Annotated in this window: 22 protein-coding genes; 9 read left to right on the forward strand and 13 right to left on the reverse strand. The window is 42.8% G+C overall.

Translation table 11 applies throughout. The features are described from left to right. Nucleotides 1–46 precede the first annotated feature (46 nt). The 5 genes from H8S37_RS09020 to H8S37_RS09040 form a co-directional block, all read right to left on the reverse strand. Entirely contained in the window at nt 47–1,078 is a 1,032-nt protein-coding gene (locus tag H8S37_RS09020) for a lactonase family protein (RefSeq protein ID WP_186875638.1), read from the reverse strand. Further along, complete coding sequence (locus H8S37_RS09025) at nt 1,075–2,100, reverse strand: LacI family DNA-binding transcriptional regulator (protein ID WP_186875639.1); 1,026 nt, start codon at nt 2,098–2,100, stop codon at nt 1,075–1,077. The genes H8S37_RS09020 and H8S37_RS09025 overlap by 4 nt, the downstream gene beginning before the upstream one ends. Nucleotides 2,101–2,117: 17 nt before the next feature. Beyond that, nucleotides 2,118–2,939 (reverse strand): carbohydrate ABC transporter permease, encoded by an 822-nt coding sequence (locus H8S37_RS09030; protein WP_186875640.1) that lies wholly within the window; start codon nt 2,937–2,939, stop codon nt 2,118–2,120. A 4-nt stretch (nt 2,940–2,943) separates the two neighbouring features. After that, entirely contained in the window at nt 2,944–3,813 is an 870-nt protein-coding gene (locus H8S37_RS09035; protein ID WP_186875641.1) for a carbohydrate ABC transporter permease, read from the reverse strand. 90 nt (nt 3,814–3,903) lie between these two features. Further along, nucleotides 3,904–5,181 (reverse strand): ABC transporter substrate-binding protein, encoded by a 1,278-nt coding sequence (locus tag H8S37_RS09040; protein ID WP_186875642.1) that lies wholly within the window; start codon nt 5,179–5,181, stop codon nt 3,904–3,906. Between the two features lie 218 nt (nt 5,182–5,399). On the opposite strand from H8S37_RS09040, the gene H8S37_RS09045 reads away from it, so the two are divergent. Beyond that, nucleotides 5,400–6,566 carry a glycoside hydrolase family 15 protein gene (locus H8S37_RS09045; protein WP_186875643.1) on the forward strand — a complete coding sequence of 389 codons (1,167 nt, stop codon included), beginning with the start codon at nt 5,400–5,402 and terminating at the stop codon, nt 6,564–6,566. A gap of 98 nt (nt 6,567–6,664) precedes the next feature. Next, nucleotides 6,665–7,627, forward strand: a complete 963-nt coding sequence (locus tag H8S37_RS09050) for a Gfo/Idh/MocA family protein (RefSeq protein ID WP_186875644.1) — start codon at nt 6,665–6,667, stop codon at nt 7,625–7,627. Nucleotides 7,628–7,902: 275 nt separating this feature from the next. On the opposite strand, the gene uxaC is transcribed toward H8S37_RS09050, so the two are convergent. The 3 genes from uxaC to H8S37_RS09065 form a co-directional block, all read right to left on the reverse strand. Beyond that, a complete protein-coding gene (gene uxaC, locus H8S37_RS09055) occupies nt 7,903–9,321 on the reverse strand; it encodes a glucuronate isomerase (RefSeq protein WP_186875645.1) in 1,419 nt (472 codons plus the stop codon). A gap of 77 nt (nt 9,322–9,398) precedes the next feature. Next, on the reverse strand, nt 9,399–9,755 hold the full coding sequence (locus H8S37_RS09060) for a VOC family protein (RefSeq protein ID WP_186875646.1): 357 nt from the start codon (nt 9,753–9,755) through the stop codon (nt 9,399–9,401). 24 nt (nt 9,756–9,779) lie between these two features. Further along, on the reverse strand, nt 9,780–10,784 hold the full coding sequence (locus H8S37_RS09065; RefSeq protein ID WP_186875814.1) for a LacI family DNA-binding transcriptional regulator: 1,005 nt from the start codon (nt 10,782–10,784) through the stop codon (nt 9,780–9,782). A 305-nt stretch (nt 10,785–11,089) separates the two neighbouring features. Here H8S37_RS09065 and H8S37_RS09070 point away from each other — a divergent pair, with 305 nt between their 5' ends. From H8S37_RS09070 to H8S37_RS09100, 7 genes are all read left to right on the forward strand, one after another. Then, entirely contained in the window at nt 11,090–12,571 is a 1,482-nt protein-coding gene (locus tag H8S37_RS09070) for a UxaA family hydrolase (RefSeq protein ID WP_186875647.1), read from the forward strand. A 250-nt stretch (nt 12,572–12,821) separates the two neighbouring features. Then, a complete protein-coding gene (gene uxuA, locus H8S37_RS09075; RefSeq protein WP_186875648.1) occupies nt 12,822–13,889 on the forward strand; it encodes a mannonate dehydratase in 1,068 nt (355 codons plus the stop codon). Continuing rightward, nucleotides 13,889–15,502, forward strand: coding sequence for a mannitol dehydrogenase family protein (locus H8S37_RS09080; RefSeq protein WP_186875649.1), 1,614 nt, complete (start codon nt 13,889–13,891; stop codon nt 15,500–15,502). Before uxuA ends, H8S37_RS09080 begins: the two co-directional genes overlap by 1 nt. A 227-nt stretch (nt 15,503–15,729) precedes the next feature. Continuing rightward, the gene (locus tag H8S37_RS09085) at nt 15,730–16,014 is read left to right on the forward strand and encodes a type II toxin-antitoxin system Phd/YefM family antitoxin (RefSeq protein WP_186875650.1); all 285 of its coding nucleotides are present in this window, start codon (nt 15,730–15,732) and stop codon (nt 16,012–16,014) included. Then, nucleotides 16,011–16,331, forward strand: a complete 321-nt coding sequence (locus H8S37_RS09090; RefSeq protein WP_207723889.1) for a type II toxin-antitoxin system RelE/ParE family toxin — start codon at nt 16,011–16,013, stop codon at nt 16,329–16,331. The genes H8S37_RS09085 and H8S37_RS09090 overlap by 4 nt, the downstream gene beginning before the upstream one ends. 74 nt (nt 16,332–16,405) lie before the next feature. Beyond that, nucleotides 16,406–16,777, forward strand: a complete 372-nt coding sequence (locus H8S37_RS09095; RefSeq protein ID WP_186875651.1) for a putative signal transducing protein — start codon at nt 16,406–16,408, stop codon at nt 16,775–16,777. Between the two features lie 25 nt (nt 16,778–16,802). After that, a complete protein-coding gene (locus H8S37_RS09100; RefSeq protein ID WP_186875652.1) occupies nt 16,803–17,396 on the forward strand; it encodes an HAD family hydrolase in 594 nt (197 codons plus the stop codon). Here H8S37_RS09100 and smpB read toward each other — a convergent pair. The 5 genes from smpB to H8S37_RS09125 form a co-directional block, all read right to left on the reverse strand. Then, nucleotides 17,393–17,860: an SsrA-binding protein SmpB gene (gene smpB, locus H8S37_RS09105; RefSeq protein WP_186875653.1), complete on the reverse strand. Its 468-nt coding sequence runs from the start codon at nt 17,858–17,860 to the stop codon at nt 17,393–17,395. The two genes, H8S37_RS09100 and smpB, sit on opposite strands and share 4 nt — an antisense overlap. 22 nt (nt 17,861–17,882) lie before the next feature. Continuing rightward, complete coding sequence (rnr, locus tag H8S37_RS09110) at nt 17,883–20,024, reverse strand: ribonuclease R (RefSeq protein ID WP_186875654.1); 2,142 nt, start codon at nt 20,022–20,024, stop codon at nt 17,883–17,885. A 72-nt stretch (nt 20,025–20,096) separates the two neighbouring features. Beyond that, nucleotides 20,097–20,339: a preprotein translocase subunit SecG gene (gene secG, locus H8S37_RS09115; protein WP_186875655.1), complete on the reverse strand. Its 243-nt coding sequence runs from the start codon at nt 20,337–20,339 to the stop codon at nt 20,097–20,099. Between the two features lie 36 nt (nt 20,340–20,375). After that, the gene (locus tag H8S37_RS09120) at nt 20,376–21,953 is read right to left on the reverse strand and encodes a PH domain-containing protein (RefSeq protein ID WP_186875656.1); all 1,578 of its coding nucleotides are present in this window, start codon (nt 21,951–21,953) and stop codon (nt 20,376–20,378) included. Then, entirely contained in the window at nt 21,931–22,389 is a 459-nt protein-coding gene (locus tag H8S37_RS09125; protein ID WP_243207099.1) for a PH domain-containing protein, read from the reverse strand. Before H8S37_RS09125 ends, H8S37_RS09120 begins: the two co-directional genes overlap by 23 nt. Nucleotides 22,390–22,556 lie beyond the last annotated feature (167 nt).

A 22,556-nucleotide genomic window follows, 5' to 3' on the forward strand; every position in this document is an offset into this window, starting at 1 on the left:
AGTCGTAAAATCTGGCAGAAGAAAGAGATGAGAACTATACCATTTTTCATAATTTTATAATCGGACAGAGCATGACCGGTTGATCTACTTTTTCTCGAGATGCTAACAGTTTCAGCTTCCCACTCTCCTCACTATATTCTATCACTGCTAAATTTCCGGAATATTGATTAGCAATGATAAGGTATTTTCCGAAGACTTCAAAATCTCTCGGACCGCTTCCGCCGCTGGATATTATATTTTTCTTCTCCAGCAGACCATCCTCCTGTACCACAAAACTTGTAATGCTGTCGCTTCCTCTGTTGGAAACCAAGAGGACTCTCCCGTCCCGGCTAAATTTGATTGCAGCCGCAGTATTTTCCCCTCGGAAGTTGTCGTCTAATGAACAGATCTTCTGGATCATTTCATAATCAGATTTTTTCTTTTGATATATGTAGACATCACCTGTCAGTTCACATATGACATATAAGAAGTTTTTATACCTTTCATGAACTGCGAAATGTCTTGGCCCGCTTCCCTGCGGAAGGAAAATTTTCCCGCACTCTTCTATTTTCCCCGACGTCCTGTCAAGAGTATAGCAGATAATACAATCCAGTCCAAGATCACAGACAAACAAAATCCCTTCTATCATTTTTGAAAAATGGACATGCGGACCTTCCTGGCGTTCAGGCTCCTTGCCTCTGCCTGTATGCTGTTTATGATCGGACATAAAAACAGGTTTCCCCTGTTCATCTAGTCGAAACACTGATAAACTTCCACTGGTATAATTTGATACGAACAAGAATTCTCCTTGTTCGTCCAGAGCCAAGTGACACGGATCAGCGCCCTGTGACGGAAGGGAATACAGATATTTCAGCTTTTCTTTTTCCAGAGAATATACTGCTATCCTTCCCTCCGGATTCAGTTCTTCTACAGAATACATGATTTTTCCATTCGGATGAATATATAAGTAGGATGGATTCGCAATGCCATCAATCGCTGTTGTACGCAGAAATTTCCCCCTGCTATCATCAAAATTATATTTATAAATACTCGTCTGGTCTTCTAATGCATAACTTCCAAGATAAAATTCATTTATCATTTTCCTGTAGACTCCCTTTCTACAAACTCAAAATCTAAAATTATCTCTCTGTTTAACACCTTTTTCTTATGGATCATATCCAACATTATCTTGGCAGCAGTTTCTCCCATCAAAAATCTGGGCTGATCTATGGTCGTAAGGGAAGGTATACTGTACGCTCCCTGCTCAATCCCATCAAATCCAACTACCGCAATATCTTCCGGAACTGCATATCCTAATTCCGAAAGCGCCCGCATTGCTCCCAAAGCCGTAAGGTCCGATACAGCAAATATTGAATCGAAATCTACGCCCTTTTCGTGAATCTTATAAATACACTCATAACCGCTTTCCATAGATAGGCGCTGATTGAAAAAAAGCAGTTCCTGATCTATTTCTATTCCATGCTCTTTCAATGCATTCTGATAGCCCTGGTATCTGGCTTTTCCCACATTTTCATCATCTGCTAAAGACATCAGAAGTACTGTTTTTCTTTTTCCCTTTTTACACAGAAAGTCCATCGCACTGTATGCAGCACGTTCATTATTAATAGTAATACTGGCAAAATTCGAAGGGAGCTCATATCCACAAATAGGAATTTGTGACGTCACTGTAACAACCGGGACATATAAATCCGTCAGCATCTTCTTTGTATCAAAATGTTCCCCAAGGATAAAGATTCCGGAAACCTTTTTTTCTTCCATTATATTAATGCTTTGGGTCACTTTTTCTTCATCCATTTCTGTATCAAAAAGAAACATTCCAAAACCACTTTTTTGCAGCGTTCCCTCTATACCACGAATGATCTTTGAAAAACAAGGATTCGTAATATCCGCAACAATCACACCCATACTATATGAATTATTAGATTTCAATCCTCTGGCGAATGCATTGGGCTTATATCCCAATCTCTGCATAGCCAGTTCTACTGCTTTGCGTGTTTTTGGACTTACATGGACGGCATCATTCAAAACTCTGGATACAGTGCCTGCTCCTACTCCTGCCTCTTTTGCTACATCCTTTATAGTTACTGTCTTTTCTCCCATATGAGCTCCTCCTGAAATCATCCTTTGACTGCTCCAGCCACAATTCCTTCAATAATATACCTTTGACCAAAGAAATAAAAAACAATGGCAGGTATAATAGATAGTATAACAGCAGAAAGAGCAAGTTGCCACTGATTCACGTACTCACCAAAGTAAAAATAATAAGACAACGTAAGTGTTCTCATACTTTCTTTACTGATTGTAATGACTGGAAGCAGAAAATCATTCCAAATCCAGAGCATATCCAAAATTGCTACTGTAATCGTAATAGATTTCAAAAGAGGAAAAATGATTTGCCAGAAGGTTCTCCATGTTCCTGCACCGTCAATCATAGCTGCCTCTTCTAGTTCAAATGGGATATTTTTGATGAATCCATGGAACAAAAACATTGCCATAGGGACTCCGCACCCTACATATATCACAATTTCTCCGAACAAGTGGTTCATGAGATTCAAACTGCTGGCAATCTTTACCAAAGGGATCATCATTGCCTGAAACGGAACAAACATCATCGATATGATAATAATATAAATCACACTGCTGACACGAGGGAATCTGCGAACCAGCATATAAGCACCAAGGGCACATACAATAATAATCCCTATGATACTTCCTGCTGTGATCATGAATGTATTAAAAAAGGCTCTGACATATCCCATACCATTCCATGCCTCAACAAAATTTTCCCAAATAACCGGCGAAGGAGCTGATACCGGATCTATTGTTACCTGTTCATATCCCTTCAGTGCATTGGATATAACAAAATACAAAGGTGAAATATAAAGCAACGCTATGATCCAAATAAAAACGCCAAATACGATCCTTGTCTTTGTTTTCATCCTCTTATTCCTCCTTCTTTCTGGTCGCCGCCATCTGAATCAATGTGACAATTCCCAAAGCCAGCGCAAAAAGAACACCCTCTGCTGCTGCATAACTAAACCGATTACTCTTAAATGCTTCTCTGTAAATATAGAGTGTTGCCGAAACCGTACTGTTAAATGGAGATCCTCCCGTCAGTGAAACATTCAAGTCATACATTTTAAACGCTGTTGAAATAGCCAGAAAAATACAAATGGTTATGGAACTTCTAATCAATGGGAGAATAACCAGTCTGAGACGTTGAAAATTTCCAGCTCCATCTATCTTAGCACTTTCAATCAGTTCCGAAGGCACATTTTGCAGGGCCGCAACATAAATAATCATCAGATAACCGCTATACTGCCATACAAACACAATTAAAATCGTTAAAAAAGCATATGTTGGAGAAGTAAACCAGCCTACATCCAGAAAACTCCACTGTAGTTTTTCTGCAAGTTTCGGAAAGACATTTGAAAAAATAAAATTCCATATATAACCAACTACAAGTCCACCTATCAGCTGCGGAAGGAAAAATGCAGTGCGCAGTATGTTTTTTGTCTTCAACTTGCTATTTACTGCGAGAGCCAGCGCAAGTCCGATCACGTTTACTAAAATAACACTGCATATTACAAACTTCAGAGAAAAAAGGCAGGCATTTCTAAAGCCTTCATCCTGGAAAATGTTGATATAATTTTCCAGACCCACAAAATTGCTTGTGGCACTCACGCCGTTCCAATCACGGAAAGATAAACGTATCCCTTCAAAAAAAGGAACCAGGCTGATCACAGTAAAGATCACGCACATGGGGGCCAGAAAACATATATATTCGATTATAGCTCTTCTTTTTTGGTTCATTTTTGCACAACTCCCTAATAATATAGCACTTTATTGTCTCTGTCCAACAGGGCTGCACCGTAAAACAGCACAGCCCGTCACCATATAGATTTAGTCGGCCGCATATTTGTTCCAGATATTCTGCAGCTCGTCCATAGTTTCATCTCGATCCGCCATACCTGCGGCATACTGCTGAAGTGGTGCATGGAATTCTTCTTTTGCTCCTGAAGGCCAGAAATAAAATGCAAACGGACAGGTAATACCTTTATTTACATATTCACTGATCTCTTTTCCTGTCATTCCTAAGCTGTCAACCGTAATCCCCTCTGTAAAAGCCGGTATCAGGTTCATCTGATCTACGAAGTACTTCTGGTAATTATCATGCATCCAGTTTAAGAAAGTTTTTGCTTCCTCTACATACTCAGACTGATTATTGATCGCATAATAAGCGGAAACATTTGTTGCCATCCTGGCGTCCGCCGGATCATCCGACATACACACCGGGAAAATCCCAAGATTCATGTCCGGGTTTGCGGATATCATAGAAGCTTCAGCCCAGCTTCCTGTCATCATCATAGCCGTCTCCCCCGCTGCAAACTTTGCAATAGATGTATTATAATCTACACCTATAGAATCCTCTCCCTGTCCATACTCTACCATCAGATCCATGATATCAAAAAATCCATCCATATAGGGATCATCAGAAACCACTGCGTCCCCTGATGTTATCGATTCTGCAAATTCCTGTGGTTCGTCCACAAGTGCAAACGGAAGGCTCAAAAGATGCTGTCCTGTGAACCACCATTCCGACATGCAGTCACATGTTGACTGGATCCCGTTTGCTTTCAGCTTCTCATCCACTTCACGTAATTCAGAGAGCGTAGTTGGAACTTCGGTAATTCCTGCCTGTTCAAACAAATCCTTATTATAAACAAATCCGTAGCCTTCCAGTCCGATGGGGAATCCATATATCTTTCCATCAAAGGTAACTCCATCCACCGTATGATCTGCCAGATCCGATACCCATTCTTCATCCGAGAGATCCGTAAGATACTCTAACCAAGTCTGGGCATCGCCATAACCTTCTACAAAAAAAATATCCGGTCCGTCATTACCTGCAAACCTTGCCTGCCTGGTCGCCGAGAAGTCGTCTCCTAAAATCGTAGCTTCTACTGTAATCCCATCGCTTTGAGCATTAAAGTCCTCGATCATAGCCTGTACGATCGCCGCCTGATCTTCTTTGAACTGCAAAAGCTGAAGCGTTACACCATCTTTATTATTTGTTTCATTTGTTGCTTCCTCTGTCTTCCCCTCACTGCAGGCGGTTAATGAACCTGCCAAAAGAGCAGCTGTCAATACGCCGGTAACTGTTTTTAATTGTTTTTTCATTCTTAATCCTCCTTTTTTCTTTTTGGATTATTATCCATGTTTGCATTCTGGTTTAACCTTTTTTGGAATCAATTCCATTTTGCTTTAGCTCTATCTTACTAATATAAAGGGTAATTGTCAACATTTTTTCATTTTTTTGATTATTTTCTTGTCATTTCTCCCAAAATATTGTATATTTATTTTGGAATCAATTCCAAATATAAGGAGGATATATTATAATGAACAGAAACGAATTATTAGACATCAGTTTACATATCATACTGAATAATCAAGAATCCTGCGGATCATTCCCTGCATCCCCTTCCTTTCCACGCTTCCGCTTTTGCTGGCCTCGTGATGGGATTTTCACCGCCTGCGGCGCTTTAGCCGGCGGTTATCCTGATTCTGCCCGCTGTTTTCTTCTTTGGATGCATCGTACTTTACTCAAGCATAAACCTATTGTAGAATCCTTAAAGGAAAAGCTGAATACGGGATGCTCTTTAAACGAATCTGATTTTCTGCCTGCCCGCTTTACAATGGATGGAAACATAGAACCTCAGAACACGTCCGATACAGATGTCCCCTTTTATTTTTCCAAATGGCCTGAAATATACTCTTTAAACGGTGTTAACTGTGGAAATTCCTGGCCCAATTTTCAGACAGACTGCTACGGCAGCTGGCTCTGGGGTATTGCCTATTACGCTAAGGAAACCGATGATACCTCCATCCTGGAAGAATGCCGTGAAAGTATCAACTTAACTATTGATTATTTAAAAATGACTTGGGAAATGCCCTGTTACGATCCATGGGAAGAATATGGGCGCAAACGCTCGATTGGAACACTGGGAAGTATTGCCGGTGGCCTGATCGCGATTAACGAATTTCGAAAAGACAGGGAGATTACTGAACTGATCGAAAAGATCCGAACTGTTTTAAGAGATGCAGCCAAGACGACCGGTTTTCTTCCAAAGTATATAGGAAGCAGCGATATCGACGGCAATTCCCTCTGGCTCTTTGTTCCGTTTAATGTCTTCTCCCCTGAAGATCCTATTGTTCAGAAAACCATACGCCAAATTGAAGATAAACTGGTATTCGGGGGAGTAAAACGCTATCTCAAAGACGTTTACTATGGAGGCGGAGAATGGATCGTGTTGACCTGTTGGTTATCCTGGTATTATACAACCACCGGAAATTATTCCAGAGCTGATGAACTTTTACAATGGTGCGAAACACATGCTGATAAAAACGGCTGCTTTCCTGAACAGATTTTGGAACACCTGAACTTTCCGAAATACAAAGAGGTATGGGAATCAAATTGGTGGAACGAATCTCCGGTTCCTCTGCTATGGGCTCATGCTATGTATATCATTGCATGTAAAGCACTTGACAGCAAAATTACAGAATGATGATCTTACATTTATAACAACGTGGATTTCCCTGTATACTAAGTTTTTGAAAAAGACAATAGTAACAGGGATTACCACATACAAAAAAGGAGTATGTGATGCTAAAGGTAGCAATTATCGGTACAGGGGCGATTGCAGAAAAAATGGCGCAGACCATCCGTGAAATGGAAGGAGTCTGTGTATATGCAGTTGCGTCAAGGTCAAAGGAAAAGGCACGGAAATTCGCGACTGAATATAGCGCCAGACAGATATTTGGCAGCTATAAGGATATGGTTAAGGAATCAGAGTGTGATTTGGTTTATATTGCAACACCGCATATGCTGCACTATGAACATATGAAGTTATGTCTGGATTATGGCAGGTCTATATTATGTGAAAAACCATTTACAGTACATGCGGAACAGGCAGAAGAAATTTTTGCGCTGGCGGCAGAAAAAGGCTGTTTTGTTACAGAAGCGCTGTGGACACGGTACATGCCCTTTGTAAATATAATAAAAGAAAATATAGATAAAGAAAAAATAGGAAGAATATCTTCTTTAACGGCGAACCTGGGATATTCTATCCAGAATGTCCCAAGGCTTCGGGAACCTGGATTAGCAGGAGGAACACTTTTAGATCTGGGAATATATCTGCTGCATTTTGCCAGAATTATATTCGGGAAAAATATAAAACAGATTACTTCCGCAGCTGTACTGTCTGAGAAAGGAGTAGATCTGTCCGATAGTATAACGCTGGAATTTGAAGGAGGTAAAATGGCAGTGCTGCACAGCAGCATGTGTGCAGCTTTAGACAGACGTGCGGTGCTGTACGGCGATGAGGGATATATGGAAGTGACTAACATTAATAATCCAGAAAAAATAGAATGGTATAATCGTAAGCATATCTGCCAGGAACGAATATATCTTCCAAAACAAATAAGCGGGCTGGAGTATGAAATCGAAAGCTGCCGTCAGGCTTTAGAAAAGGGATGGAGTGAATGTCCGCAGCTGCCCCATGAAGAAACAGCAGAGGTGCTGCGGATTATGGATAAAATGCGGAAAGAATGGGGGATGAAGTATTAAATAATCGTTTATTTAGGAAGCACATTTTATATCTAACAAGGAAGATATCTGTTGAAGATAAGATCTATGCTATACATCTGTATCTGGACGGAAAGAAAGACAAACACCGGATTGCCTCTGTTTTTGATGTCAGCCTGGCCTCTGTCCAGCAATAGTTCCGTAATTATGGTTCTAGCTGAACAGAGGCATTTACCTTAAGAGATACAAAAATCTTCTAAAAAGTTAAAATTACGAGCACTTTTAGACTTTCCTAAACTTTCTGTTTTACATTCTTTTTATTCTACATTCTCCAGTTCAAACCCAAAATAATTTACCGCATTGTTGTAGGAAATATCTTTTACAATTCTTCCAAGCACTTCCATATCTTTTGGGTATTCCCCATTCTCTACCCATGTTCCAAATAAATCACAGAGAATTCGTCTAAAATACTCATGTCTTGTATAAGATAAAAAGCTTCTTGAATCGGTCAGCATTCCCACAAAATTACTCAGGCAACCAAGATTTGCAAGAGATGTAAGCTGTTTTGTCATCCCTGTCTTATGATCATTGAACCACCACGCAGAGCCCTGCTGTATCTTCGCCGCCGCGCTGGAATCCTGGAAACAGCCGATAATTGTGCCGATAGCTTCATCATCATTCGGATTCAGACTATAAATAATCGTCTTCGGCAAATTTCCTGTTTTATGCAGCGCATCCAAGAAGTCCGCCATTTCGCTTGACGGCGCATAATTATTGATACAGTCAAATCCTGTGTCGGGACCCAGCTTCTCATACATTGGCGTGTTATTGTCCCTCTTGCAGCCGTAGTGAAGCTGCATCACCCAGCCGAGCTTGTTATACATGGCGCCGGCAAACAGCATAAATGCAGTCTTATATTTCAGTTCTTCTTCTTTTGTAACCTGCGCGCCGGAAAGCTTCTTCGCAAATATTCTCTCGATTTCCTCCTCCGGCGCCGGTACATACATGACATATTCCAGCGCATGATCGGACGCACGGCAGCCCATGTCATTGAAAAACGCTGCTCTATACTCCAGCGCCTTTTTCAGATCTGCAAATGTCTGAATTTCCATCTGGCTTGCGCTTCCAAGTGTTTTCATATATTCTGCAAATGCAGGCTTTTCAATTCCCATTGCCTTGTCCGGACGCCATGCCGGAAGTACCTGCACATCAAAGCTGCTGTCTTCCTTTAACATTTTATGCCATGCAAGAGAATCTGCCGGATCATCGGTCGTACATACAAGCGTAACGCCGGACTGTTTGATCAGGTTCCGGACACTCATGGAAGCTTGCTGCAATTTTTCATTACAGAGATTCCATACTTCCTCTGCTGTCCTTTTGTTCAGTACGCCGTCATATCCAAAATATCTTCGCAATTCCAGATGACTCCAGTGATATAAAGGATTTCCGATTCCCCGTTCCAGTGTCTCTGCCCATTTCTGGAATTTCTCCCAATCCGATGCATCTCCTGTAATATATTTTTCCTCCACGCCGTTTGAACGCATCAGCCGCCATTTATAGTGGTCTCCTCCCAGCCAGACCTGCGTGATATTCTCAAACCTTCTGTCCTCCGCAATTTCCTGCGGATTGATATGACAATGATAATCCAGAATTGGTGTTTTAGCCGCATAGTCGTGGTACAGCTCTTTCGCCGTCTCTGTGCCGAGCAGAAAATCTTTGTCCATAAATTGTTTCATAATCCTGTCTCTCCTATATTATTATAGTTTTTTGTAAACATATCTTACTTTTCTCAACTTCTCATTGCGGCAGTTCGCTATTTCTGTACCAGATGTACCGCAAAACCGCCTATTTCTTCCTTTATATAAACTGCGATCAGTTTTTCATTCTTATATTTTGCGGTCTCCATATCTATCTCTACGCCCTGTTCTTTTAGGTACGCTGCTGCCTTTTCTATATCCGTTGTTCCAATAGCAATATGTCCGTTTTTTCCGAGATACGGCGTCTTCATCGCTTCCACCGCGGTTCCCGCAAATACCGAACTGTTTCCAGTCTTTTTAGAAAATCCAAAAATCTCATCAAATCTTCCTGCCACATTGTCTGCCTCTTCTTCGTCCGCGCAGTTAATCCCTACATGACGCAGCTCGAATCCTAATTCTTCTAGTTTACTCATTTTTAATTCCTCCTTCTATATTTGCTAAAAGTCTGTTGTACACCGTTTCACCAGACAACAGTCAACCGGAACCTCCTTTGGTATATCCTTCTGACCACCTAAGAGTTTCATCATATTGTCAATGGTAATATTGCAAAGCTTCTCTCCTGTGTTGTCAATTGTTGTCAGCTCTGGTTCACAGCAGACTGAAAGCTCTGAATTATTGTATCCGATGACCGAGAGCTCCTCCGGCATCTTTTTTCTTCTCGCATGAGCATATTTTACGGCTCCCACCGCCAATCCATCATCTGTGGCGAGCACACTGTCGAATTCCAAATCTCTTCTCGACAGAAGAATGTCTCTGACATAATGTACCTGGTTTTTCGTATATACCTTTAATTCCCCTCTCACTGGCAGACCATGACTTTTCAGCGCGGCCTCATATCCCTCCAGCTTTTTCCTTGCACTGTAGGAGCGTGAATCCGTAAGAAATAAAATCTGCTTTCTTCCCGATTCAATCAGTTTGGAGGTTACGTCAAAGGTCGCCTGGTAGTCTCGGCTGTATACACTATATATGTTTTTCCCCTCCAGATGTCCATTTATCAAAAATACAGGAATCTTCTCCGCCGCTCTTTTGATATATCCCGTAGAATCATCATCGCTGCCGTTTCCGGCATACGTAGATCCCACCAGCACCAGGGCGTCAATCCGTTTTTTTAGTATCAGCTCTATCGCCTGTTCTTTTTTTTCCTGCTGATGACTGCTGGAATACAAAATACAGTCATAGCCGTACTCTCTCAGTCTCCTTTCCAAAAATGCTACGGCCGCAGCCATATAGGAGTCTGCCACATCCGGACAGATAATTCCGATTGTCTTCATAGAGTCCAGCCCTAAGCCTCTGGCAAACACATTTGGCGTATATTGGTATTCCTCCATAACCGCCCTTACTCTGCGCTTTGTTTTTTCACTGACTCTTGGGCTGTCGTTGACGACTCTGGAAACTGTCGCAATAGAAACCCCCGCAATTTTTGCTATATCATAGATGTTCACCGGATACACCTGCCTTCCGTTTTCACATGCCGGCCTCCTGCCGCCGCTTCTTGCCACCTTTATGCGTAACCGCTTACATTTTCTTTTTTCATTATATAAAATAATTTTACAAGTTACAATCTCTTTTTTTGTAATATCTGCTGAATACTTTTTACCAATTTATCTATTTTGCTGGTTTTTTCTTATTTTATCTGCCTTTCTTTATTTTAACTTGACGTAAGTTTCAAAATGGTGTAGCTTAATTGTAAGCACTTACATTTTCAAGATTATAATGAAATAAAAAAGAGAGGAAAGGAAGCTTTTTTATGAAAACGTATTTAAGAATCAACCCCAAAGATAATGTTGCAGTGGCTCTTACCGGACTGTCAGCCGGAACTACAGTAGAGGTAGATAATCTTTCCCTTACATTAAAAGAGGATATCCCACAAGGCCACAAATTCGCCCTTACCGAAATTAAGAAGGATGAGCAGATTATCAAATATGGGTACCCTATTGGCTTTGCAAAAGAAGACATCCACACCGGCTGCTGGATACATATCCAAAACATTCGCACCGGTCTGGGAGATCTGCTGACATATACGTACAACAAACAGGATACCACTTTGGAGCCGACCGAAGAACGTTTCTTTCAGGGATTCCGCCGTCCTGACGGAAAAGTCGGCGTGCGCAACGAACTCTGGATTATCCCGACAGTAGGGTGTGTGAATAATGTTGCCACTTCTATCGAACGCAAAGCCCAGGATCTTGTCTGTGGTTCGATAGAGGCAGTCGCAGCTTTCCCACACCCTTTCGGATGTTCCCAGATGGGCGACGATCAAGAGCATACCCGCCAGATCCTTGCCGATCTCATTAAGCACCCAAACGCGGGCGGAGTACTTGTTCTTGGCCTTGGATGTGAAAACAGCAACATTGACATTTTAAAAGAATACATCGGCGAATACAATCCAAATAGAGTGAAATTCCTCGTGTGCCAGGAATCTGACAATGAAATAGAAGAAGCCTTGAAGCTCTTATCTGAGCTTGCGGAATATGCCGGTAGTTTTCAGCGCGAACCGATAAGCTGCAGTGAACTGGTCATTGGTATGAAGTGCGGCGGTTCTGATGGTCTGTCTGGTATTACCGCCAATCCGACCGTAGGCGCCTTTTCCGATCTGCTTATCTCCAAAGGAGGAACAACCATTCTTACAGAAGTACCGGAAATGTTCGGCGCTGAGACACAGCTTATGAATCGCTGCGCAGATGAGCAGATCTTTGAACAGACCGTCAGCTTAATCAATGATTTCAAAGAATATTTCAAGCGCCATAATCAGACAATCTACGAAAATCCGTCTCCCGGCAATAAAAAAGGCGGTATTTCTACGCTGGAAGACAAATCTATGGGCTGCACGCAGAAATCAGGTACTGCCGCAGTGACCGGTGTTTTGGCATACGGCGAACCGGTTAAAGTAAAAGGGTTAAATCTGTTAAGCGCTCCTGGAAACGACTTAGTCGCGGCTACTGCTCTCGCCGCTTCCGGCGCGCATATTGTGCTGTTTACAACTGGAAGAGGCACCCCTTTCGCTTCTCCTGTACCGACCATCAAAATCTCTACAAATAATGCATTGTTTGAGAAAAAAAACAACTGGATTGATTTTAACTGCGGCACACTCGTAGAAGGGGATACCCTTTACGAACTGCGCGACAAGTTCTTTGACTATGTTGTCTCTGTTGCTTCCGGAAAACAGGTGAAGTCAGAAAAAGCGGGATTCCATGACATGGCAATCTTCAAACAGGGGGTTACATTATAGTTAGAAACTCTCCATCTTTTCCGACAGATATAAAATACCGCAACTTTTACAATATGTCCCGCAATTCCGCCAATTTGATTTTTTCGGAAATGGGATATAATAAAGCCATAGCGTCGGTGTACAAGGGGCAATAAATAGGGTTGATGAAGGACGAAATTACGCGGTTTGAGGCGTGTTGCTCCTTGTACACTGACGCTATACAACAAACAGAACTCTCATTTGTAAATTGGAAAGGAAGGATGTATTTACTATGGAAATGACATTGAGATGGTACGGAAGTAAATTCGACACTGTAACCTTACAGCAGATTCGCCAGATTCCGGGAGTAACCGGAGTCATCACAACACTATATGACACAGCGCCGGGGGACGTATGGAGCCGTGAGCGCATCCGTGAACTCAAGGAAGAAGTAGAGGCTTCCGGCCTTCATATCGCAGGAATCGAAAGTGTAAATATACATGACGCAATCAAGGTGGGCTCTGCCGATAGAGATAAGTATATTGATAACTATATCGAAACGTTAGAAAACTTGGGACAGGAAGATATTCACCTTGTATGCTATAATTTCATGCCGGTATTCGACTGGACTCGTACGGAGCTGGCACGTGTAAGACCGGATGGCTCTACCGTTCTTGCCTACACACAGGAAGCCGTAGACGCTATCGATCCGGAAGATATGTTCAACTCCATTGCCGCTGATACCAACGGAACAGTTATGCCCGGGTGGGAGCCAGAACGTATGGCGCATATCAAAGAGCTGTTCGAAATGTACAAGGACATTGATGATGAAAAGCTTTTTGAAAACCTGAAATACTTCCTGGAACGCATTATGCCGACCTGTGACAAATACAATATCAATATGGCAATTCATCCAGACGATCCGGCATGGAGTGTGTTCGGACTGCCGCGTATCATCATCAACAAAGCGAATATCCTCCGTATGATGAAAATGGTGGACAACCCGCACAATGGTGTAACCTTCTGCTCCGGTTCTTACGGCACAAATCTGGAAAACGATCTGCCGGATATGATTCGCTCTTTAAAGGGCAGGATCCATTTTGCACACGTAAGAAACTTAAAGTTTAACTCTCCGACTGATTTTGAGGAAGCAGCTCACCTTTCCACTGACGGAACGTTTGACATGTATGAGATTATGAAAGCCCTCTATGAGATCGGATTTGACGGCCCGATCCGTCCAGACCACGGACGTATGATCTGGGGAGAAGTTGCAATGCCAGGATATGGCCTCTATGACAGAGCTCTCGGCGCGACCTATTTAAATGGTCTTTGGGAAGCGATTGAGAAAGGAGCAAGATAATGAGATTAAATGAAGCAGGTCTTGCAAACCACAAAGAATGGGAAGAAAAAGGATATGCACTTCCTAAATTTGACAGATCGGCTGTCACAGAGAACACAAAGAAACGTCCGCGCTGGATTCACTTCGGCGCCGGAAATATCTTCCGCGCTTTCCAGGCAAATGTCGTACAGAATCTCTTAAATGAGGGAGTGCTTGACACTGGATTGATTGTGGCAGAAGGCTATGACTATGAAATCATTGAAAAAATGAATCTTCCGCATGACGGATACAGCATCCTCGTCACCCTGAAGGCAGACGGAAATGTAGAAAAGACAGTCGTTGGAAGTGTTGTAGAATCTCTTGCTCTAGATTCTGACAACGCAGTCTCTTTTGCGCGCCTTAAAGAAATCTTCGAGGCAGACACCCTTCAGATGGCAAGCTTTACTATCACCGAGAAGGGATACAGCCTTGTAAATGGAAAGGGCGACATACTTCCGGACGTAAAAGCAGACATGGAAAAAGGGCCTGAAAAACCGGCAAGCTATATCGGAAAGGTCGCAGCTCTCCTCTACGCACGTTTTCTCGCAGGGCAAAAGCCAATCGCTATGGTAAGTATGGACAACTGTTCCCACAACGGGACGAAACTGTACGATGCCGTAAGTACATTTGCAGAAAAATGGGTAGAAAATAAACTAGTAGACACCACCTTTGCAGATTATATCAAAAACCCACAGAAGGTGTCCTTCCCTTGGTCTATGATCGACAAGATCACCCCCCGTCCGGATCCATCCGTAGAAGCGATTCTGCAAAAGGACGGTGTGGAGGAATTGGATCCTGTCATCACCGGAAAAAATACTTACATTGCCCCCTTTGTCAACGCAGAGGAATGTGAGTACCTTGTCATTGAAGACGCTTTCCCGAACGGCAGACCCGAACTGGAAAAAGGCGGGTTGATGTTTACCGCACGTGAGACAGTCGATAAGGTAGAGAAAATGAAAGTCTGCACCTGTCTCAATCCGCTTCACACCGCGCTTGCCGTATTTGGGTGTCTGCTCGGATACGATTTGATCTCTAAGGAAATGAAAGACGAAACCCTGAAAAAATTGGTAGAGGGGATCGGCTATAAAGAAGGACTTCCGGTTGTCATAAATCCAGGCATCCTGGATCCGAAAGACTTTATCGACACCGTATTAAATATACGTGTCCCGAATCCATTTATGCCGGATACTCCACAGCGTATTGCCACAGATACCTCACAGAAGCTTGCTATCCGTTTTGGCGAAACTATCAAGGCATATGCCGCGTCACCAGAGCTTGATACCGCGGACTTAAAATTGATTCCACTTGTATTCGCAGGGTGGCTGCGTTATCTTATGGCAGTCAACGACAATGGTGAGGCATTTGCATTAAGCCCGGATCCACTTCTGGATACAGTTTGCCCGTATGTTGCAGACATCACACTGGGAAGCGATTTTGACGCAGAAGCCAAACTAAAGCCAATCCTGGAAAATGCCAAGATTTTTGGTGTAAACCTATATGATGTCAACATGGCAAAATTGGTTTGTGACTACTTCAAAGAAATGACAGCAGGCAAAGGCGCCGTACGCACAACATTGGAAAAATATACGGCATAAAAAGAACGTGCTTTACACATTTTTCGCGCCGAAGTGTAACTCTGCCAGCAACAATTTTGTAACAGACAGCCATACAGATGTACTCTCGCAAAAACATGCAGGCATGTTTTATGCTTCCCGTACACTGTATGGCTGAACTGTTACGCAATTTTGCTGAAAACTTAAATTAAATGTATCCGTTATAGTCTTATTGTGATATAATACGACTATATAAAGGAGGTGTTTTAATGCAGCCATTACAGGAAACCATTCGTCCTTCCGCAGATTTGCGAAATCATTACAGCGAAATTTCCAAATGTTGCCGTGAAAAAAATGAAGCGGTTATCATAACCGTAAATGGCAGGGGTGATACTGTCTCCCTTGGATACGAAGAATATCAAAGGATGAAATCCCGTATCGAACTTCTGGAAATTCTCGCAGAAGCAGAAGAAGATGTAAATACTGGAAGAATCGCACCTGTCAAGGATACATTTAACGACCTTCGGAAAGTCTTAAAAGGCAGCGGAATATGATAAAGTATACAATTCTGAGAACTGACACGGCAGACTGTGGACTCCGAAAGATTATTTTGTCTGCCGCTGAAAACTCTGGAGTTGAAACCGCGCTTGAAAAACTAGATGCAATAGAAAAACAGATTTCTCTATTAGAAGAAAATCCTTTTCTGGGTGCAGCTCCCCATTATATGGTTCTAAAAAGACAGGGCTATAAAGTATTGATTCTTGATAAAGATCTCGTTTTCTATAAAATAAATGAAGCCAAGCAAACCGTCATCATCTATGCTATTGTAGATCAGCGTCAGGATTATCTGAATATCCTTCAGGGATTATAAAGGAATGAAACTATATCTGGCGGATTACACACCAATTTACTTCTGGTAATTTTGTCTTTAGAGGAGGAAATTTTATGAGAGGAATGAAGCCTGTCGAAGCCTGTTCCTGTTCGGATCACATAGAAGCAGATATGCTCATAGAAGCTCTGCATAACCAGGGTATCAGCGCTTACAGACAGTCCAAAGGAAGCGGAGATTATATGAATCTTTATATGGGAACCTCTGTATTTGGAGAAACGATCTATGTAGACGAAGAAGATTTGCCCCAGGCTAAAGAGATCATAGAGAGGATTACCCTTCCCGTAACAGACGACGACATTTCTGACGAGCAGCTTCCGGCAGCCTCCCCGATGCGGCGCGCTGCGAAAATACTCTGTTTTCTCGCTGCGCTTCTTCTGTTTCTTTGTGCGCTTCTCCCATCTCTGCTGGAGCTTATAAACGGGTAATTTATCTACAGGGAGGAATATAAAAATGTACTATAAAAATATCATCTTTGATTTCGGAAATGTTGTAGGAACTTTTCAGGCAGATTCCATTCTGAAGCACTTCTGTTCCTCCAAAGAGGATTTTACTCTGCTCTCCTCCATCCTGTTCAGGAACTGGCAGGCTCTGGACGCCGGTGCCATAGACTATGAGGAAAACGCGCAGATTGCCATCTCTCTTCTCCCCGATCGGCTAAAAGAAAACGGACGTGCCTTCTTTGCAGAATGGATCCGCTATGTTATGCCGCTTCCCAAAACCTGGGATTTTATCCGCGAACTAAAAGAACGAAATGCCGGTATTTATCTTCTTTCCAATGCGCCCACTAAATTTGCCGAGGAAGCGCCGAACGTATTCGAAATCTTAAAGTTGTTTGACGGAATTGTATTTTCCGCGCCTCTTAAGATGGCAAAGCCTGATCCTGAAATCTATCGTCATCTCTTTGCAGCCTTTCACCTGGAACCCAAAGACTGCTTTTTCATTGATGATACAGAGAAGAATATTCTGGCCGGCAGAGCGCTTGGAATGGACGGAATTGTATTCACGCAAGACATAGATGCCGTAAAAAAAGCAGTGGGATTTTAAAATTTCCCACTGTTTTTAAATTCTCTCTGTGCCTCTCTTCTCTGATCTTTCTTTGCAATATCTTCTCTTTTGTCATACAGCTTTTTCCCTTTCGCAAGCCCAATCTCCACCTTGACAAGACTGTCTGAGAAATACACACGTAAGGGAACGACTGTGATCCCCTTTTCTCTCATTTTTCCGTAGATTTTGTCAATCTCTTTTTTGTGGAGCAAAAGCTTCCTGACGCGCAGGGGATCTTTATTAAAGATATTTCCTTTCTCATAGGGGCTGATGTGCATACCGTAGATAAACATTTCCCCGTTCTCGATCCGGATAAACGCCTCTTTGACGCTGCATTTTCCCATACGCAGAGATTTCACCTCTGTCCCATGAAGTACAATTCCCGCTTCATATTTTTCCAATATAAAATAATCGTGATATGCTTTCTTATTGTTTGCAATCAATCTGCCTTCTGCCTTCGCCATAGTTCTTCCTCATCTCCCTCTTCTATTCCCACTCTTCCTCTGCAAATGCAAAGTCTATCGTTCTTTGCAGCCTGTCCGCCCCTATCACCCGGACTCTTACGGTCTGCCCTAATTTATACACATTTTGCGTATGAACACCGACCAATTCATACCGTTCCTCCCAGTACTCGTAATGGTCATCCTTCATATTTGTCACATGCACCAGGCCCTCCACTGTATTTGGAAGCTCTACATAGGCACCCCACTTCGTAATCCCCGAAATTACCCCCTCGTATTCTTCGCCTATATGCTGCTTCATATATTCTACTTTTTTCAGCTTCACCGTCTCCCGTTCCGCTTCTTCAGCACGACGTTCTCTATCACTTGTCTGAAGCGCCACGTCCGGCAGAAGTTTCTCGTAATGCTCCGTTCTCTCCAACGTCATTCTGCCCCGAATATTTTCTTTTATAATCCGGTGAATCTGTAAATCTGGATAGCGTCGGATAGGAGATGTAAAGTGTGTATAATACTTTGCCGCCAGTCCGAAATGCCCTGTGTTTTCCGGCGTATATCTTGCCTGTTTCATAGAACGCAGTGCAAGCCTGCTAATCAGTGTTTCCTCTGGGGTTCCCTCTACCTTCGCAAGAAGTTTTTGTACTTCTTTTGGCCGTACCTCATTTCCCACATGGATATGATACCCAAAATTATTGATAAACGTACTTAACCGCTTTATCTTTTCTTCCTCCGGCGGCTCATGCGTCCGGTAGAGAAAGGGCTGCTCTCTCCAGAAATATTCCTCCGCCACTGTTTCATTAGCAAGCAGCATAAAATCCTCAATGATTTTCGTCGCTGCATTTCGCTCATAAGGCTGAATATCCAGCGGGACGCCTGCATTATCCAGGACAACCTTCGTCTCTGGGAAATCAAAATCAATGGAGCCCCTCGCATGACGCCGTTTTCTTAAAATCGCTGACAATACCGCCATTCTCTCAAACATAGGCACCAGCGCGGCATATCTTTTCCTATACTGCCCCTTCTCCTCTGTATCTGCTTCGTCCAATATCGCCGCCACAGCGGTATATGTCATTCGTTCATTGACACAGATAACTGTCTCTGCTATCTGGTGATCCACGACTTCTCCCTTTGGGTTGATGGTCATAATGCAGGACAATGCAAGACGGTTTTCTCCCGCGTTCAAAGAACAGATTCCATTGGACAAGGTATGCGGCAGCATTGGAATGACTCTGTCTGCCAGATAAACGCTTGTCCCTCGTTTAAGCGCCTCCTTATCGAGAGCGCTTCTTTCCTGTACATAATTGGAAACGTCCGCGATATGAACGCCCAGACAATAATTTTCTCCATCACACGTCAAGGATACCGCATCATCCAGGTCTTTTGCATCCTCTCCATCTATTGTCACCATCTGCCAGCCACGCAGGTCAAGTCTTCCTTCCATATCTGCCCCGCTGACTTCTTTGCCTGCGCGCACAGCCTGATTTAAAACCTTTTCAGGAAATTCCACCGGCAGATCATATTCTTTTACAATCGACAGAATGTCCGTTCCCGGATCATTGACATGACCGATTATCTCTATGATCTTTCCTTCTGGCTTCATATCCTGGCCGCCATAAGAGGTCAGCTCCACAACCACCTTGTGTCCGGTCATGGCGCCCATCTCTTTTCCTGCTGGAATATAAATATCCTTTAATACACGCTGATTATCCGGACGTACAAAGCCAAAATTCCTGCTTTTTTCATACAATCCTACTACCTTTACCGTTGCATGAGAAAGCACCTTTATTATTTTGCCTTCTCTGCGGCGTCCTTCTGGAGCTTTCAAAATAATGAACTCCACCTCATCTCCCTGGAAGGCGCCTCCTATATTTTCTTCCGATATGAATATATCTTCGGTATCATTTTCCTGTACTACGAAACCAAATCCTCTGGCATTTGCCTGAAATGTACCAGTTAAATGCTTTGCCCCGCCTTTTATATATTTTCCTTTTTTAGAAACGGAAATCTTGCCTTCCTCCACCAAAGCATCCAACACCTCTTTTAATTCCTGCCGCTGCTCTTTCGGGATTTGAAGGATAACAGCGATCTCTTTTATTTTCATAGGTACGTATAGGTCATCACAGATAAATCCGTAAATCACCTTCTTGCGCTTTTCAAATGTCTGATCCATAATCCACCTTTCCTGTCAATAGAAAAAAACACCCTATATCATCTGTATAGAGTGTTTTGTCATCTTATCTTCTTAGTTAAATACACCCAGGTTTAAAACCAGCGCCAGTACTAAAAACAGTACCGCGAGAAACTTCGTAGACTTTACAAGTGCTCCCTCCATGGAACGCCCTTTGTTCTGGCCCCAATACGTATCTGCCGCCCCGCTGATCGTTCCTAAACCGGCTGATTTTCCTTCCTGCAAAAGAATAATTGCTGATAATGCAATACAATCTATAACAAATATAATCGTCAAAACAATCTTCAATATATCCATCTTCACACCTCCTGTGGATAAACCATCAATATCTTATCACAGTTGTCCACAATTTGCAACCATCTTTTCTTTTATCTGCCCTGTATACTCTGCGTAAAAATACGGCAGCGCCTGTGAAGCTTCCCCCGCTGATGCAAGCAGATTCACTTCCCCTTTTTCTATACCGCACCTTCTTGCAACAAAATTCTGTGATGTTTCCAGGTACTGTATCCGGCCGTACGGTATCAAAATATAGCGCCGTCCCATATATCCTCTGCATATTTTCAAAAACGCCTCATCCATTCCTACTCCGGCAGTTCGATATCTTAAAATCATGCAAAGCAGCGTAAGTACAAGAATTCCCGTTTCCCCGCTTAAAATCCAAAGTGCATACGACGGTTTATACGATATACATGTCACACACACCGCCGCAGTAAACACTGCAAAGATACTAAAGGGCAGTATCCACGCCGCCCAGACGGCTTTCGGCTGTCTGCCTGTTTCCATCGAAGCAGCTTCCTCAAATTCTGGAAGCAGCGTATGCAGTGTTTCTTTGAGCTGCTCCTTTTTGCTGTACAGGACAAGAAACGCTTTCTGTCCCGCCTCATCATTCATCCCTACATTGACTACTTCCACCATGTATCTTCCTGCTATCCGCGCAAGCCACGTCTGGTGTATCTTCAACGCCTGAATCTTATCCACAGGAATTGTATACCCTACCTTCTTAAAAAATCCGTACCGGATATATATTTTGTCCTTCTCTCTTCTCGCGCGAAAATCATAATACTGTATAAAATCCTTTACCGTATCCCACAAGGCTGAGAAAAAAACAGAACCCGCGATCAGGATACTCGCCAAAGCGCCCACGATTGTCTCTACTCCTTCCGGCGCACGTACAATTTCAACGATCACCACCACTGCGCCGACTCCTCCTGCTATTGTAATCAAAAGAGACAGAATACTAATCGAAAACACCCCATGCACAAACAACGCGCCAAAATCCGTTGTAATATCGTATACCTTATCGGGCGAGAGCCCGCCCTCCCGGAGGGAATGTATTACGGTGTGCCCTTTAGAGTATATTTTTCTATTTTCTTTTCCTTCCGGCTGTGCCTCTTTATGCTGTTCTTTCTCCGCTGTCCCTTGCTGCTGTAAGAGCATACCGGTAACCTGTTCACAGAATTGGTTTGCCGCTTTCTTCTTCAACACAATTTTTACGTCCGTCTTATCCGCTGTAGACAGGCTGTTCGTATCTAGTTTTACTTTACATGTTCCCATCAGCATTTCAAACAGGTTCTGTTCTGTATTGATATTAGAAATATTTTTTATTCCAATCGTATGCTTTCTCTTATTGATTGTATTGCGCTCAATCACAATCGCATTGTCCTGTATAGAAATATACGTTTTTGCCCAGACAAACAAATTTCTTCCTATCAGCAGGAGGACAACCAGCAGGCAGACAGCCGCGCCTGCCAGGGTTTCGCTTGTATGTAAGAATTGAAAATCCGCTTCTTTTAACGTTTCTAAATTCTGTGCAATACCGCTGACGGCCATAATCAGAATAATATAGAAAAAGCTGCCAAACTGTTCCAGCACAATCGATATATGGTTTCTAAACCTGCTGTTTTCTTTCATTGTTCTCCTTTTGTTCTACTACAATTTCATTGATTCTTCTGCGCAAGGATTCTGCGATCTGTTCTGCCCGTTCCTCCTCCAGAAACGCTATCGTTACATCTCCTCCGCCTGTGGTAACTACAACCTTCGCCACTTTAAACATCTGATCGATAGGGCCTTTTGCTGTTTTCAGCTTATGTAACCGTTCAATCGGAACGATATTTCTCTTTACAAACAGATACCCTTCCCGTATATCAATACATTCATCATTGATGCTGTAGCGGTACCTGTGATAACGAAAATACGGGCTGATAAAAGCATCTATCAGCGTCAGCACTACGAGCACTCCTGATATGAACTTGCCGATTTCAATATTTTTAGGAATGATCCAGAAATAATTTACCGCGCCGATAATAAACAGTACTATCAGACAAGCCAGGACATTTGCTGTGTACATACAATAAAGAGCCCTTTTCGATAATTTCTCATATGTCATGTTTCTTCTTTTTACTCTCCTTTTCTGCCGGTTTTCCCTGCGCCGGTATACAAGGGGAGAATCCCCTTTGTATATCGGTGTGTATGCTTTTAGGATAGAGTAGCATACACATGTAAGACTGTCAAACC

This window comes from Mediterraneibacter hominis, assembly GCF_014287475.1.
GTDB classification, from domain to species: Bacteria; Bacillota; Clostridia; order Lachnospirales; family Lachnospiraceae; genus Mediterraneibacter; species Mediterraneibacter hominis.

Excerpts from the sequence above, each read along its gene's own strand:
- H8S37_RS09020 (WP_186875638.1), bottom strand. The coding sequence starts at position 1,078 with ATGATAAATGAATTTTATCTTGGAAGTTATGCATTAGAAGACCAGACG.
- H8S37_RS09025 (WP_186875639.1), bottom strand. The coding sequence starts at position 2,100 with ATGGGAGAAAAGACAGTAACTATAAAGGATGTAGCAAAAGAGGCAGGA.
- H8S37_RS09030 (WP_186875640.1), bottom strand. The coding sequence starts at position 2,939 with ATGAAAACAAAGACAAGGATCGTATTTGGCGTTTTTATTTGGATCATA.
- H8S37_RS09035 (WP_186875641.1), bottom strand. The coding sequence starts at position 3,813 with ATGAACCAAAAAAGAAGAGCTATAATCGAATATATATGTTTTCTGGCC.
- H8S37_RS09040 (WP_186875642.1), bottom strand. The coding sequence starts at position 5,181 with ATGAAAAAACAATTAAAAACAGTTACCGGCGTATTGACAGCTGCTCTT.
- H8S37_RS09045 (WP_186875643.1), top strand. The coding sequence starts at position 5,400 with ATGAACAGAAACGAATTATTAGACATCAGTTTACATATCATACTGAAT.
- H8S37_RS09050 (WP_186875644.1), top strand. The coding sequence starts at position 6,665 with ATGCTAAAGGTAGCAATTATCGGTACAGGGGCGATTGCAGAAAAAATG.
- uxaC (WP_186875645.1), bottom strand. The coding sequence starts at position 9,321 with ATGAAACAATTTATGGACAAAGATTTTCTGCTCGGCACAGAGACGGCG.
- H8S37_RS09060 (WP_186875646.1), bottom strand. The coding sequence starts at position 9,755 with ATGAGTAAACTAGAAGAATTAGGATTCGAGCTGCGTCATGTAGGGATT.
- H8S37_RS09070 (WP_186875647.1), top strand. The coding sequence starts at position 11,090 with ATGAAAACGTATTTAAGAATCAACCCCAAAGATAATGTTGCAGTGGCT.
- uxuA (WP_186875648.1), top strand. The coding sequence starts at position 12,822 with ATGGAAATGACATTGAGATGGTACGGAAGTAAATTCGACACTGTAACC.
- H8S37_RS09080 (WP_186875649.1), top strand. The coding sequence starts at position 13,889 with ATGAGATTAAATGAAGCAGGTCTTGCAAACCACAAAGAATGGGAAGAA.
- H8S37_RS09085 (WP_186875650.1), top strand. The coding sequence starts at position 15,730 with ATGCAGCCATTACAGGAAACCATTCGTCCTTCCGCAGATTTGCGAAAT.
- H8S37_RS09090 (WP_207723889.1), top strand. The coding sequence starts at position 16,011 with ATGATAAAGTATACAATTCTGAGAACTGACACGGCAGACTGTGGACTC.
- H8S37_RS09095 (WP_186875651.1), top strand. The coding sequence starts at position 16,406 with ATGAGAGGAATGAAGCCTGTCGAAGCCTGTTCCTGTTCGGATCACATA.
- H8S37_RS09100 (WP_186875652.1), top strand. The coding sequence starts at position 16,803 with ATGTACTATAAAAATATCATCTTTGATTTCGGAAATGTTGTAGGAACT.
- smpB (WP_186875653.1), bottom strand. The coding sequence starts at position 17,860 with ATGGCGAAGGCAGAAGGCAGATTGATTGCAAACAATAAGAAAGCATAT.
- rnr (WP_186875654.1), bottom strand. The coding sequence starts at position 20,024 with ATGGATCAGACATTTGAAAAGCGCAAGAAGGTGATTTACGGATTTATC.
- secG (WP_186875655.1), bottom strand. The coding sequence starts at position 20,339 with ATGGATATATTGAAGATTGTTTTGACGATTATATTTGTTATAGATTGT.
- H8S37_RS09120 (WP_186875656.1), bottom strand. The coding sequence starts at position 21,953 with ATGAAAGAAAACAGCAGGTTTAGAAACCATATATCGATTGTGCTGGAA.
- H8S37_RS09125 (WP_243207099.1), bottom strand. The coding sequence starts at position 22,389 with ATGTACACAGCAAATGTCCTGGCTTGTCTGATAGTACTGTTTATTATC.